The organism is Hymenobacter bucti (genome assembly GCF_042681145.1).
Lineage (GTDB): Bacteria > Bacteroidota > Bacteroidia > Cytophagales > Hymenobacteraceae > Hymenobacter > Hymenobacter bucti.
In genome coordinates this window covers 159,097-171,648 of the sequence record NZ_JBHUFD010000002.1, presented here as the reverse complement: position 1 = coordinate 171,648, position 12,552 = coordinate 159,097, and the positions used below count along the sequence as shown (strand labels likewise).

General features: G+C 64.4%; 10 protein-coding genes. 6 read left to right on the top strand and 4 right to left on the bottom strand.

What is annotated here, in order from left to right; genetic code table 11:
- Positions 1 to 31: 31 nt before the first annotated feature.
- Positions 32 to 3,757, bottom strand: a complete 3,726-nt coding sequence (locus tag ACFSDX_RS06680; protein WP_382312477.1) for an AAA family ATPase — start codon at positions 3,755 to 3,757, stop codon at positions 32 to 34.
- Positions 3,758 to 3,883: 126 nt separating this feature from the next.
- Between ACFSDX_RS06680 and ACFSDX_RS06675 the strand changes: the two genes are divergently transcribed.
- Positions 3,884 to 4,201: a hypothetical protein gene (locus ACFSDX_RS06675; protein WP_382312476.1), complete on the top strand. Its 318-nt coding sequence runs from the start codon at positions 3,884 to 3,886 to the stop codon at positions 4,199 to 4,201.
- A gap of 6 nt (positions 4,202 to 4,207) precedes the next feature.
- Here the strand turns inward: ACFSDX_RS06675 and ACFSDX_RS06670 are convergent, their stop codons facing one another.
- Complete coding sequence (locus tag ACFSDX_RS06670; protein ID WP_382312475.1) at positions 4,208 to 5,476, bottom strand: exonuclease SbcCD subunit D C-terminal domain-containing protein; 1,269 nt, start codon at positions 5,474 to 5,476, stop codon at positions 4,208 to 4,210.
- 221 nt (positions 5,477 to 5,697) lie between these two features.
- Between ACFSDX_RS06670 and ACFSDX_RS06665 the strand changes: the two genes are divergently transcribed.
- Positions 5,698 to 5,985 (top strand): hypothetical protein, encoded by a 288-nt coding sequence (locus tag ACFSDX_RS06665; RefSeq protein ID WP_382312474.1) that lies wholly within the window; start codon positions 5,698 to 5,700, stop codon positions 5,983 to 5,985.
- A 28-nt stretch (positions 5,986 to 6,013) separates the two neighbouring features.
- Positions 6,014 to 6,382, top strand: a complete 369-nt coding sequence (locus ACFSDX_RS06660) for a hypothetical protein (RefSeq protein ID WP_382312473.1) — start codon at positions 6,014 to 6,016, stop codon at positions 6,380 to 6,382.
- 78 nt (positions 6,383 to 6,460) lie between these two features.
- On the opposite strand, the gene hscA is transcribed toward ACFSDX_RS06660, so the two are convergent.
- Complete coding sequence (hscA, locus tag ACFSDX_RS06655) at positions 6,461 to 8,335, bottom strand: Fe-S protein assembly chaperone HscA (protein ID WP_382312472.1); 1,875 nt, start codon at positions 8,333 to 8,335, stop codon at positions 6,461 to 6,463.
- Positions 8,336 to 8,505: 170 nt separating this feature from the next.
- Between hscA and ACFSDX_RS06650 the strand changes: the two genes are divergently transcribed.
- From ACFSDX_RS06650 to ACFSDX_RS06640, 3 genes are all read left to right on the top strand, one after another.
- Entirely contained in the window at positions 8,506 to 9,318 is an 813-nt protein-coding gene (locus tag ACFSDX_RS06650; protein WP_382312470.1) for a murein L,D-transpeptidase catalytic domain family protein, read from the top strand.
- A gap of 134 nt (positions 9,319 to 9,452) precedes the next feature.
- Positions 9,453 to 10,298 carry a murein L,D-transpeptidase catalytic domain family protein gene (locus ACFSDX_RS06645; protein ID WP_382312469.1) on the top strand — a complete coding sequence of 282 codons (846 nt, stop codon included), beginning with the start codon at positions 9,453 to 9,455 and terminating at the stop codon, positions 10,296 to 10,298.
- Between the two features lie 354 nt (positions 10,299 to 10,652).
- Positions 10,653 to 11,747 (top strand): NYN domain-containing protein, encoded by a 1,095-nt coding sequence (locus ACFSDX_RS06640; protein WP_382312468.1) that lies wholly within the window; start codon positions 10,653 to 10,655, stop codon positions 11,745 to 11,747.
- 70 nt (positions 11,748 to 11,817) lie between these two features.
- Here ACFSDX_RS06640 and ACFSDX_RS06635 read toward each other — a convergent pair whose 3' ends face one another.
- A complete protein-coding gene (locus tag ACFSDX_RS06635) occupies positions 11,818 to 12,426 on the bottom strand; it encodes a hypothetical protein (protein WP_382312467.1) in 609 nt (202 codons plus the stop codon).
- Positions 12,427 to 12,552 lie beyond the last annotated feature (126 nt).

Sequence of the window (12,552 nt, the reverse complement as noted above, 5' to 3'; positions counted from 1 at the left end):
TACGCTAATTATCCATTACGCTCATTACCCTTCACTCGCAGCACTCAGTTTCGGTGCCCACCACATCCACCACGTGCACGGTGCTATTGCCGCCGGCCACCGGCTGCACCCGAATCTGGGTGCCAATGCGGTCCTTGAGGTCGGCCACGTGCGAGATGATGCCAATCATCTTGCCCGAGTGCTGCAAGCGCTCCAGCGCGTCGAGCGCGGTGTTGAGCGAGTCGGGGTCGAGCGTGCCGAAGCCTTCATCGATAAACAGCGACTCGATGCGGGCCTTGTAGCCCGCCAATTCGCTCAGTCCTAGGGCCAGCGCCAGGCTTACCAGGAAGCTTTCGCCACCCGAAAGCGAAGCCATCGGCCGCACGGTATCGGCCTGGTCGTGGTCGATTATTTGCAGCTCCAGGTTGCGATTGGGCGTTTTGAGGATGGAGTAGCGGTTGGTGAGTTGCTTGAGGCGCAGGTTAGCCAGCCGCGCCAGGTGGCTGAGCGTCAGCCCTTGGGCAAATTGGCTGAACTTGTCGCCCTTGGCTGAGCCGATTTGCTCGGCCAGGTCTTGCCAGCGCTGCTCTTCGAGCTGGCGCGCTTGCAGCTCGCGGCGGCCTTCGGCCAGGCGCTCCCGGGCGGCATCGTCCTGGGCCAGCTGGTTGCTGGCCGCGCCGAGCTTTTGCTGCAAAATATCGTCGGCCGCTGACAGCGCGCCGAGCTGGGCCGTGAGGTCGGCCGCGCTCAGCGGCGTGAGGGCAAACTCGGCGTGCTGCTGCTGCTCGGCCAGGAGGTCGGTGAGGCGGCGGGCGGTGGCAGCCGTGGCCGTGAGGTGGGTTTGCTGCTGCTGGTGCAGGCGCTCGGCCTCGGCGGCGGGCAGTAGCAGCGCCTGCGCCTCGGCCGCGCTGCCAAAGCCCGCGGCCCCTAGGGCGGCGCCTAGCTCAGCCTGGCGCTCGTCGTGGGCGGTGCGGTGGGCCGCCAGCTGGGCTTGCAGCGAATCGAGCGCGCTTTGCTTCACGGCCAGCTCCTGCTGCTGCTGGGCGTGCTGGCCGTCGGCTTGGCGGGCGGCGGCGGCCAGCTGCTCGGTGTGCTGGCGCAGCTGCGCGGCCTCGGCGGCGGGGTCGGGGCCGGCGTAGTAGGTCAGGCGGGCGGCCTGCTGCTGCTCCAGGGCTAGCTGCTCGGCGGCGAGCGCTTCGCCCGCGGCGGCCAGCTGCCCTTGCTGGCGGGCTAGCTCGTCGGCGTGGGCTTTGTGCTTGGTGGTGCGCTCCAGCAGCTGGTTTTGGCCGGTAGTCAGGGCGGTGCGCTGGGCTTCGTAGTGCGTGGCGCGGCCTTCGAGCGTGGCGAGCAGGCCGTCGTAGGGCGGCCGGGCGGGCAGCGCCACCTGGTGCGGGCGCAGGAGGTCCTGGATGGTGCCTTGGTAAATTTCGGCCTGCTCGCGCCAATGTGCTAAGTCAGCGCTCAGCTTGTCGATTTCGAGCGTGGTAGCATTTTGGCGCTGCACCAGCAGCCGGATTTCGGCCTGGGCGGTGCTGGCGGCGTTGCCGGCGGCCAAGTATTTTTCGCGCAGCGTGGCCAGCTTGTCATCCAAAATACTCAGTTGGCGGCGGTTGGCCTGGGCGATGGCCTGGGCGAGGGTCGTAGTTTCCAGCAGGGCCCGCACGGCGGCTAGGTCGGCGGGTAGGGGCGGGGCGGGCCGCAGGTCGGCGGCTAGCTCGTGGGCCTGGCGGCGGGCGGCGTCGGCCGCGTCGGCGGCTTCCTGGCGCTGGCGCTGGCGCTGCTGCTGCTCGGTTTGGCGGCGGGTGAGGTCGTGGGCGGCGGTGCGCAGGGCTTCTTCCAGCGCGGCCAGGGCCTGCTGCTGGGTGGCCACGCGCCGCTCCTGGGCGTCGGCATCGGCCGCGAAGTCGGCGGCAAACGCGTGCTCCAGCGCCCCGCACAGCGGGCAGGGTTGGCCCGCGTGCAGCTGCTGGCGATGGGTGTTGAGGTCGGCCATAGCCTGTTGCGTGCGCAGCTCGCGCCGCAGGCTTTCGAGCAGCTGCTGCCCGGTAGTGCGCTGGTCGGCCAGGTGGCGGGCCGTGGTTTCGGCGGTGGCTAGCGCCGGGGCCTCCTGGTCGAGTTGGGCCTGCAAGTGCTGGGCGCGGGCGTGGTAGTCGTGCGCGGCCTCCGCCTTGGGCAATAGCTGCTGGAGGCCGTGTAGGTAGGCGGTGAGGTCGTCGGCGCGCTGGGCCAGCTCGGCGGGCGTGGTGCCTTGCAGCAGCACGTTGCGCTCGGTGCGGCAGGGCTGGCCTTCGTCCTTAATAGCTTCCTGCTGGGTTAGAGCGTCGGCTTCGAGCTGGTGCTGGCGGCTGAGGTCGGCGACCGTGGCCTGCTGATTTTTGAGCAGCTCGGCGCGGCTGGCGGCTCGCGTGCCGGCTTCCTTTTGGGCCGCTTGCAGGTCGATGATTTCGCGGCTCAGGGCGTTGAGCTGGCTTTTGAGGTCGGCCTCGTGGCTGTGGCTAATCAGCCAGTTATCCAGCGTAGTTTGCTGCGCTACCAGGCCTTGCAGCGCCTGCGCCTGCTGGTGCCAAGCGGCTTGCGCTTGGTCATGCGCCCGCTGGTTTTGGGCGTGCGCCGTCTGGTTTCTGAACAGCTGCTGGCGCGTGGTGGCAATGGCGGCATCCTGCGTACGGGCTTTGTCTAGCAAAGGCCGCAAGTCATTTTCTTTGGTTTGGGCGGCCAAGTGGGCCGTGGTGGCGGCTTCTAGGTTGGCTTTGGCCGTGTGCGTGGCAGTGGCCAAGCTGGGCAAGGCTTGCTGAAGCTCGCCTAGCTGCGCAGCATTGGTTTGCAGGGCTTTATAAGCCATTTCAGCCAGCGCCATGGGGGTGGCCAGCTCCTTGGCATTGGCGCGCTGGTGGTCGGCCAAGCGGGCGAAATCGGGTTGTAGCTTTTCGTTAACCTGGTGCAAAGCTTCCGCCTCGCGGGCAGTGTCGCGCAACTGGCGGTCTAGTTGGTCGAGGATGGTACGCCAGGTCAGGCACACGTTAAGGTCCTGGGCCTCTTCGTGGTGCTGCTCGGCGGCCTCGCCCAGGGCGTCGAGCTGGCTGCCTAGGGCGGCGCGCTCCTCCTCCGACAGCAGGCGCGTGGCGTCAAGGCGGGCGGCCAGCAGTTCGGTTTTCTGCTTTTCCTGCTTGGCTTTGTCAAATGCCGCCACCGACAGCCGCGAGTAGATACCCACGTTGGTCATCTTTTCGAGCAGGGCGCTGCGCTCCTTTTCGGGGGCGTGCAGGAAGCGCGCAAACTTGCCCTGGCTCAGCAGCACGGCCTGCTCAAACTGCCCGAAGTCCAGCCCCGATAGCTCGCTTACTTTGGTCGGCACCAGTTCTTTGCCGCTGATGACGGCCTCCCGCGCTTCGCCGCGCACCCGCGCCAGCGACATGGCATCCTGCCCGAGGCTGCCCTTGTCGTCGCCCCGCGTTTTGCGCTTTACTTCCCAGCGCGCGCAGTAGCGCACGCGGGCCGTTTGGCCGGTGTCGGCGTTGGTTTCGTGCACCTCAAACTCGACCTCCGAATAAGCAAACGGCGCGTGGCGGCTCACCATCTCGCCCACCTGGCGGTCGTGGCGCGGCACCCGCCCGTACAGGCCCACCGCAATGGCGTCGAGCAGCGTGCTTTTGCCCGCGCCGGTGGGTCCGGTTATCGCAAACAACCCCGTGTCGGCCAGCGGCGCCCTATCGAACCGGATGAGGTACGGGCCGGGCAGCGAGTTGAGGTTGGCAAAGCGCAGGCTGATAATCTTCATATCCTAAAATTACGGCTGTGCGGGCGTTGAGAGCCTGAACAAACTACTACTAGTGGGGATGCGAAGGGTTGAACTAAAATATATAATAAATAATATATATTTGTAAGAATATAAATACCCAGACTCATGGTAGGACCTTCTTCCGTAGCCGACTCACTTGCGACCATCTACTTTGCCACCGTCGGTGGTGTATTTGTCAGTGTAGTGTTGCCATTAATCCGGCCTTTGTTGCCTAAGCCGGCAGTAGAGGCCGGATTAATGGCCGGCCCGACTTTTTGGGAAATTGCCCGTCCTTATATAGCAACCGGATTGTTCTCGCTGATTGTGGCGCTGCTGTTAGTGGCGTCCGCCTATAATACCGAGCATCCGTTTGGGTATTGGTATGAGGCATTTGTTGCGGGCTACTTAGCCGATTCTACGCTGCAAAAAATTTCTACGAAATAACCAGTATCAATCGCCAGTACCCTCGCCGCTCCAGGCCTGCGGGTCGGCTTCGGCCAGCAGCTGGCGCAGCTCCTGGAAGGTGGCCGTGAGGGTGGCGGTGCGCTCGGGTGGCAGGCCGGCCACGCGGCGCCGAAATACCTCCTCCACCGTGAGTTCGTGCAGGTGCTCGATGGGCGCGCTAGCCTCGGCCACCACGCCCGGCGCATCGGTGAGGCGCTGGTGGCGCACGCCGCGCGGGGCCAGCACGGCGGCGCGGCGCTCCTTGAGGGCAGTCTGCACGCGGCGCTGCACCTCGGTGGGTGCTTCGTCCGATTTCACCAGCACGTCGGCCCACGCCACTAGTTCAAAGGCTTCGTTATCAAAAGCTAGAATGGCGGCCTCCACCTCTTCCAGCTCGCCATGAAAGCGCTGCAAGCGCCGCGTCACGGGTACGGGTAGCGCCGTAATGGTCGGCTCGCCGGCACCGGCAAACTCCAGCAGCAGCACCTGCTGCCGGTCATCGGCCTCAGTAAAAGAGAGTGGCACCGGCGAGCCCGAGTAGCGGATGCGCGCCTGCCCACCCACCATTTGCGGCCGGTGTAGGTGCCCTAGGGCCACGTAGTCGAAGGCCGCCGGGAAGTGCTCGGCCCCAATGACCCCGAGCCCGCCGATGTGCACGTCGCGCTCGGCACCCTCGCGGGCCTCGCCGCCCGCCGCGTAGAGGTGGCCGGTGGCCAGCACCGGCACATCTTGCTCGCGCAGGCGGCGTACCAGGTCGTGCTCGCTCAGCCCGCGGTAGTGGCCCGCAATGCTGTTGCGAATGCGCAGCTGGCGCTCGTCGGGCGTTTCGCCGGCCACGGCTAGGCGTAGGTCGCGGTCGCGCAAGAAGGGTACGGCGCACACTACTAGGCTGGGTCGGCCATCGGCGGCTCCTAAGGCCACAATCTGCTCCTCGGCTTCGGCCGGCACCCCGCCAATGACTTGGATGCGCAGCGCCCGCAGCAGCCGGCGGCTGGCGTTGAGTAGGGTGGGGGAGTCGTGGTTGCCACCCACCACCACGATATCGCGGCAGCCGGTGCCCTGCATGCGCACCAAAAAGTCGTAGTACAGCTCCTGCGCGGCGTGTGAGGGCGTGGTGGTGTCGAACACGTCGCCGGCTAATACCAGGGCTTCTACGCCCTCGGTTTGCACGGTGGCCAGCAGCCAGTTCAGAAAAGCTTTTTGCTCGGTAAGGCGCTCTTGGCCAGTTAGAAAATGCTGGCCTAGGTGCCAGTCGGCAGTGTGTAAAACGCGCATTAAGGCTGAAAACAGAATCTACTCAAAGGTACCGCCCGGCTGGGGCTAAACCCGCGCCAGCGCGGCGAGGCTCCCAGAGCCGAAAAAATTTGGGCATGTTCGGCCAAGAAGCCAGTCTTTAAGCCCGTGGGTTACGTAAACTAATTGCCCGCGCCGCCTATCCTTAGCGGATGGCCGTAGCTGGTGAATGTACTAGTCCAACTTATTTACTACTTGTTGTTATGAAAATTCATCATCTGCTGGGCCTCGCCCTGCTAAGCGCGGCGCTCGGCCGCCCGGCCCTGGCCCAAACCACCCCCGCCAGCACCACCGTAACGCCGGGCACACCCATTAACCCCAGCAACCCGACCGCGCCGGCCGTGGGCACGGGCACCACCACGCCGGGGCAGCCGGGCACGCCGCCGCCCGTGGCCACGCCGCCCGGCACCGTGTACCCGCCCGCCACCACCGAGCCCGCCAAAAAACCCACTACCAAACGCCCGAACGTCCGCTCGATGGGCAAGCCCTAAGCAGCGGTTTTTTCAGCTTTACTTACCTATGAAAACTAAGCAGTTACTTGGTGCCACCCTACTAGGACTGGTGCTCAGCGGCCCGGCCTTCGCCCAGGCCGATATTCCCAGCGTCAGCAGCGTACCCAACGCGGCGGGCGTGCCGAGCATTCCGGCCGCTACCATACCGGGCCGGCCCGGCCGCAGTACCAGCACGGTGCCCACGGTAACTCCCGCTAACAGCACCCGGCCCACCGGCATCACGGGCTCGACCTACCCCAACGGCCTGCCCGACAGAAACATCGACGGTGGCACCCAGCGCGCCGACCAGCCCCGCGCCGGCCAGGCCATACCCGGCGCCCAGCCCACCAAGCGCCTGCACAAAGGCCAGCCGCGCACCAAGCAGCCAGCCTTCTAGGTAACCAGTTCTTAGTAGTCTAGTCGGGTAGTGCCCCGGCGTAATCCAGAGGAGATAGGTCTGGATTACGCCAGGGTGCTACCCGATTTTTTTGCCGCTCATGGCCTGCTTGATGGAGATGTTCATCACGCGCTCGGCGAAGGGGCGGGTCAGCTCATCCAGTTCATCCATGTGCTTGAGGATGAGGTCGCGGTCGTTGCCACCTAGGGCCTGGCGCAGCTCGTCGGTTTTGGCGGTGGTAGTGCTAACCTCGGTGGCGTCGAGGTGCTCGGCGTTCTTTTTCAGGAAGCGCTCGACCTGATACAGCAGTTGCTCGGCGGCGGTGCGGGCCTCGATGAGCAGGCGGGCGCTCACGTCCTGCTTGGCGTTGAGGAGCGAGTCCATTAGCATCTGCTCCACCTGGTCGTCGGTGAGGCCATACTGGGGCTTGATATCGACTTGCTGGCGCGTGTTCGAGCGCAGCTCCACGGCCTCCACGCGCAAGATGCCATCGGCGTTGAGGAAGAAGTTGACGTCGATTTTGGGCAAGCCCGCCGGCATGGCCGGGATGCCGCTCAGCACAAACTCGCCGAGCTTGCGGTTCTCGCCCACCAGGTCGCGCTCGCCCTGGTACACGCCGATTTTGAGGTTCACCTGCCCGTCCACGCTGGTGGTGTACTGGCGGCCGGCCTTGGTCGGAATCTTCGAGTTGCGCGGAATAATGGCGTCCATCAGCCCCCCTAGGGTTTCGATACCCAGGGTCAGCGGCGTCACATCGAGCAGCAGTACGTCGCGCCGGTTGCCGGCCAGGATGTCGGCCTGAATGGCGGCGCCTAGGGCCACTACTTCATCGGGATTAAGCGAGTTATTGGCTTGCTTGCCAAAGAACTGACTCACTTCATTATATACCAGCGGCACCCGGGTCGAGCCGCCTACCAGCAGCACGGCATCAATGTCGTTAGCAGTCAGCTTGGCATCACCTAGGGCCTGGCGGCAGGCGGCGAGCGTGCGGTCCACGAGCGGGCGAATGAGGCCGTCGAACTCAGCTTTGGTCAGCGTGACGGACTGTACTTGCTCGTCATTGTCTATGAGTTGGGTCGTAAAATCGTCGTGCTGGCTGAGGTAGCGCTTGGCCATTTCGGCGGCCAGGCGCAGCTGCTGCTGCATGGCGGGCACCTCAGCATAAGCCGCGGGCAGGCCAAACTTGGTTTGCCAGTGCTCCACGATAGCGCGGTCCATGTCGTCGCCGCCCAGCCAGGTATCGCCGTGGGTGCTTAACACCTCAAAGATGCCCTGGTGCAGACGCAGGATGCTAATATCGAAGGTGCCACCGCCTAGGTCGTACACGGCCACGGTTTTTTCCTCCTCGGGGTCGAGGCCGATGCCGTAGGCCAGCGCGGCCGCCGTAGGCTCGTTCACGATGCGCAAAACCTCCAGCCCGGCCAGGCGGCCGGCGTCGCGGGTGGCTTGGCGCTGCGAGTCATTAAAGTAGGCCGGCACCGTGATAACGGCGCGGCGCACCGGCGTTTTGAGGGCGTGCTCGGCGCGGTGGCGCAGCTCGCTCAGGATGTCGGCCGACAGCTCGATGGGCGAATAGAAGCGCTCGCCCACGCGCACTTTCACCAGGCCTTCGGTGTCATCGTCGATGACCTTGTAGCCCAGTTGCCCGGCGTGTTGGCCGAGGTCGCGGTAGCTTTTGCCCAGCAGGCGCTTCACCGAATAAATGGTGTTAGCGGGGTCAGAAAGCAGGAAATCGCGGGCTTCGTTGCCCACCAGCGGCGAGCTGCCATCGGCCGGAAAGTGCACTACTGAGGGCACAATGGTGCCGCGCCCCAGGTCGTTGATGGCGGCCGGCTGGCGGGTTTCGGGGTGCACGTAGGCCACGAGGCTGTTGGTGGTGCCCAGGTCGATGCCCACAATGAGTTCTTCCTGCTGAACGGCGCCGGTGGCGAGGTTGATGGCGACTTTAGCCATGAGAGAGTAAAAGCAAGGCCGCAACGGTGCGGCCGAAAGTAGAGTAACAACGCTGCCGCCAAAACGGCCCACAAAAGTAGCCTTTGTGGGGCTGTGACCGGGGCTACCACGCCCGCGCTACAGCCATAGCGGCGCTTTCTTAAGTAGCCCGCAGCCCTTATATTTGGCCCATGCGTCAGTTTTTGACTCTTTTGACCTGCTGCGTAGGCGCGCTGGTGGGGCTGGCGGGCTGCCAGTCGGCGCCGCTGGCCTACGCGGCGCCGCACCAGGCGGCCCGGTCCCCGGCTCCTGCGCCGCTGCCCGATTCGCTGCGCCTCACGCCGGTGCCGGCCGTGGCCGAGCTGCCCGACACCCTGCGCCAGGCCATCGGCCAATTGCACCGCGACCTAGGGCCGGCCGCGGCCGCCCTGCGGCCCGCCGTGCTGGAGCAGGCCTGCGTGGGCTACCTCACGCTGCACCCCACCGGCCGCATCGAGCGGGGCGGCCTGCTGGCCGTGGCCGACATGGACCTGCCCAACACCACCGAGCGCCTGTGGGTAATCGACCTGGCACAGCGCAGAGTGTTGCATCGCAGCTTGGTAGCGCACGGGCAGGGCTCGGGCCACCTGCGGGCGCGGCGGTTTTCTAATGCCGAAAAATCGGCCTGCACCTCGCTGGGCTTCTACCGCACGTCGGGCACGTACGGCGGTATCCATGGCTACTCACGTCGCTTGCAGGGCCTCGATAAAGGCCAGAACATGAATGCCTTTGACCGCTACGTGGTGCTGCACGCCGCCGACTACGCCAGCCCCGAATACGTGCGCCAGCACGGCCACCTGGGCTACAGCCGCGGCTGCCCCGCCCTGCCGCCCGAGCAGTACAAGCAGATTATTAGCACCGTGCAAACGGGTAGCTTGCTGCTGCTGAGCGGCCCCGGTTTAGCCTCGCGCTGGCTCGATGGGCCGGCGGCGGGCCGGCGCTTTGCCCGGCGCGGCTGGCGCTAGGCCAGCTCGGAATTATTTTGTGGCGCCCGGTGTTCTCATTGACCTTGGCGCAAGCTTTTGCGTATATTGCTTTAGTTATTAAGCAACGGGTTGGCCTCAACCCCTGGCCCGTCGGTTATTTCCCAAGAAAAGATATGACAACGCATCACCCGCATCATCATCCTAGCGTAGTGCAGCGCCAGCGCGGCGCGCGGCGGTCACAGCGCCTCATGCGGCGGGTGCTGCCGTTTGTGGCTTCCTTGTTTCTGGCTACGCCACTGGCGGGCCCGGTAGCCCGCTCGTTGGCGAAAACCCAACCAGCACCGATGCCCAAGGTGATGGTGGCGCCTCTTACGCGCCTCGAAAGCACGACGCACGACCTCTACACCAGCATAGGTGCCGAGCAGCAGGGCTTGCGCTTTGAGGTGTTTGAGAAGGCCCTGACGGGCTACCTCAACCTCAAGCAAGCTGGTCGCCTCTCCGAGCACCAGCAGCGCCTCACGGTTATTGATTTTGACTTGCCTTCGACCGAAAAGCGCCTGTGGGTGCTGGACTTGTCGGAGCGTAAGATATTGTTTCACACCCTGGTTGCTCACGGGCATAACTCGGGTGAAAACGAAGCCACTAGCTTCTCCAACACCGACCAAAGCAACATGAGTAGCCTCGGCTTTTATGTGACTGGGCACGAGTACCAGGGCAAGCACGGCCGCTCGCTGCGTCTGCAAGGCTTGGATGAGGGTTTTAACACCAACGCCGCTTCCCGCTCGGTGGTGATGCACGGTGCCGATTACGTGAGCGAAGCTTTCATCAAGCAGAACGGTCGCCTGGGCCGCAGCCTAGGGTGCCCCGCGCTGCCGCTAGACCAGTACGCGCAGATTATCGACGCGGTACACGGTGGTAGCTGCCTGTTCTTGAATAAGTCGAACGCGGGCTACGCCTCCAAATACCTCAATCAGGCAGCGGCCCTCGCCGCACTGATGGCCGAAGTTTCGGCTGCTTAATAAGCCGCTTTTCCCTAATGAGCAAGCGCCCGCTGAGTTATCAGTGGGCGCTTTTGCGTTGTAGCCCACTGCTATCTTATAACTTGAGCATTATCAGTGGAACAGCCGGAGAGAATGAGGGTGCAGATGACCTAGGGTAGTTCAGCGCTTGAGGCACGGCTGCGGGCGTCAGAATGCTAAGTGGCCTAATTATAAGGTGCTAAGCCGAGCGCTGCGCCAGGAAAGGCGTAGCGTAGGTAATGGCTAACGGGTAAAAGCCACGACCTTTACTTTGTCGCTCTTTCCTATGCTTACCTACTCCACTTCGCTTTTGGGGCAGCACCTTTCTACCTATTTTTTCTAAAGTAAGACAGCATGGTTACTTCGTTGGCTACCCCGCCGGCGGCTACTTCTCCGTACGCCGCGGTATTTATTGATTTTGAGAACGTCTATTACTTTCTTAAAAATCATTACCTCGACCCCCAGGACCCCCACGACTACGCCCTGGACCTGGTACGCGCCCTCCGCGATACCCTCAAGCGCGAGCAGGGCCTCGATTCGCTGGTGCTCTACGCCTACGCTGACTTCGATAAGCTGCCCAGCGGTCCGCAGGGCCCGCTCTACCTCATGGGCGTAGACACGCGCAACGTGCTCGGCACCGACCACAAAAACGCCGCCGACATGCAGCTCTGCATCGATGCGCTGGAGGTGCTCTACACCCGGCCCGACATTGGCACCTTCGTGCTGGTGGCCGGCGACCGCGACTACATTCCGGTATTGCAGCACCTGCGCCGGCAGGCCCGGCAGGTGAAGGTGGTGGGCTTCCGCGAGAGCGTATCGGGCGATTTGCTGCTCATGCTAGGCCAGGAGCACTACATTGATGCCCGCCAGCTGCTGCCCGCCGAGCGCCTTCAGGCGCTAGAAGACCACCGGGCCGGCCGCATTAGGCAGGGCAGCGAGCTACGCGAGCTGCGGCGCCTGCGCGAGCAAGGCCTGCCGGTGCAGTCGGCTGCCGCGCGCCAGGCGGCTCTGGACGCCGCCACGCAAGCAGCGCCGGCCGCCAGCGAAGCCGCCGCGCCCGCTGCCGGCGAGGAGGGCGCCCGGCCCTACCCCCGCCCAACCGGGCCAGCCGAGCAAGTGCCAGAGCCGGCGCCCACGTTCGCGCCCACGCAGCGCATCACGCGCTCGGACGAGCGCCGCTGCCTCGAGTTTTTGCTGGAGCAGGGCCAGCGCTACGCCGGCAACCAGGGCACGCCCGAAATTTGGGCTAGCCCTTTTCTGCGCCGCCTCACCGATGTGCTGCCCGAGCTGCCCGACTGGGAACGCCGCCAGCTGCTGAGCCACTTGCGCGATGCCGGCGCCCTACGCCTCGAAAAACGCGAAGGCGAGCCCCACGCTTTCTCGGTCATCATCATCAACTACCAGCACCCCGACGTGCGCGAGCTGAATCCCGGCGATGCTAGTGTTTAGTGGTTAATTATTAGTGAGTAGTGATTAACACCCAATCACTACTCACTAATAATTAACCACTAAACACTACCTAATGGCTTAGCTCGAATAGGGGCAATGGGCGCAGGCGAGCGTACTGGTCGCCCATCTGGGCCAGCTCGGCTTGGTGCAGGCGCAGGTAGTTGTTGTAGGCTTTGGCGGCGGCGTCGTAGTGGGCGCGGTAGCTCACCACGTTGGCGTCGGCCAGCATAATGTGCTCGACGTAATCGCGGATGCGAGCCGTGGGCGCGTTGCCCTCGGGGGCGGCCAGCCGCACCAGCGGCTTCAGCACCGAGTCTTGGGCGGCGTCGTACTGGTCGATGCTTTCGGACGAGGCCATGCTTTGGCGGTCGTAGCGCTGCGGCTTGAGGCGGCCCGCCTGCTCACCTAGGGCGCGGAGCTGGGCGGTGTTGAGGCGCGGCTGTTTTTTGAGGTCTTGCACCAGGCCGCGCACCTCGGCTAGCTTCTGGTCGTCGCTGCCCATCATGCGCTGCCAGTTGGCATCGGCCGAGTCGCGCAGGATGTCGAACTGGGCCCGTACCTCAGCGGGCGAGGCTGGGCTAACAGCGGCGGCGGTGTCGGTGGCGGTTTTGGCGGTGTCGGGCTTGCACATGGGCAGCGCCGTAAGTGCGAATAGGCTGGCAAAAAGAACGGCTTTCATAGCAATCCAAACGAGAAAAGTGGCGAATTAATGCGCCGCCGGAGCGGCCAAATTACAACCGCCCGCCGCGGGTAGCGCGCAGTAGCGCGAACTTTGTAGTTCGCGTTCGCCGGGTATTCCCCACCA

What these genes read in the sequence shown, in the direction of transcription:
- ACFSDX_RS06640 (WP_382312468.1), top strand. Translation starts at nt 10,653, where the DNA reads ATGGTTACTTCGTTGGCTACCCCGCCGGCGGCTACTTCTCCGTACGCC.
- ACFSDX_RS06675 (WP_382312476.1), top strand. Translation starts at nt 3,884, where the DNA reads ATGGTAGGACCTTCTTCCGTAGCCGACTCACTTGCGACCATCTACTTT.
- ACFSDX_RS06645 (WP_382312469.1), top strand. Translation starts at nt 9,453, where the DNA reads ATGACAACGCATCACCCGCATCATCATCCTAGCGTAGTGCAGCGCCAG.
- ACFSDX_RS06665 (WP_382312474.1), top strand. Translation starts at nt 5,698, where the DNA reads ATGAAAATTCATCATCTGCTGGGCCTCGCCCTGCTAAGCGCGGCGCTC.
- ACFSDX_RS06635 (WP_382312467.1), bottom strand. Translation starts at nt 12,426, where the DNA reads ATGAAAGCCGTTCTTTTTGCCAGCCTATTCGCACTTACGGCGCTGCCC.
- ACFSDX_RS06670 (WP_382312475.1), bottom strand. Translation starts at nt 5,476, where the DNA reads ATGCGCGTTTTACACACTGCCGACTGGCACCTAGGCCAGCATTTTCTA.
- ACFSDX_RS06680 (WP_382312477.1), bottom strand. Translation starts at nt 3,757, where the DNA reads ATGAAGATTATCAGCCTGCGCTTTGCCAACCTCAACTCGCTGCCCGGC.
- ACFSDX_RS06650 (WP_382312470.1), top strand. Translation starts at nt 8,506, where the DNA reads ATGCGTCAGTTTTTGACTCTTTTGACCTGCTGCGTAGGCGCGCTGGTG.
- hscA (WP_382312472.1), bottom strand. Translation starts at nt 8,335, where the DNA reads ATGGCTAAAGTCGCCATCAACCTCGCCACCGGCGCCGTTCAGCAGGAA.
- ACFSDX_RS06660 (WP_382312473.1), top strand. Translation starts at nt 6,014, where the DNA reads ATGAAAACTAAGCAGTTACTTGGTGCCACCCTACTAGGACTGGTGCTC.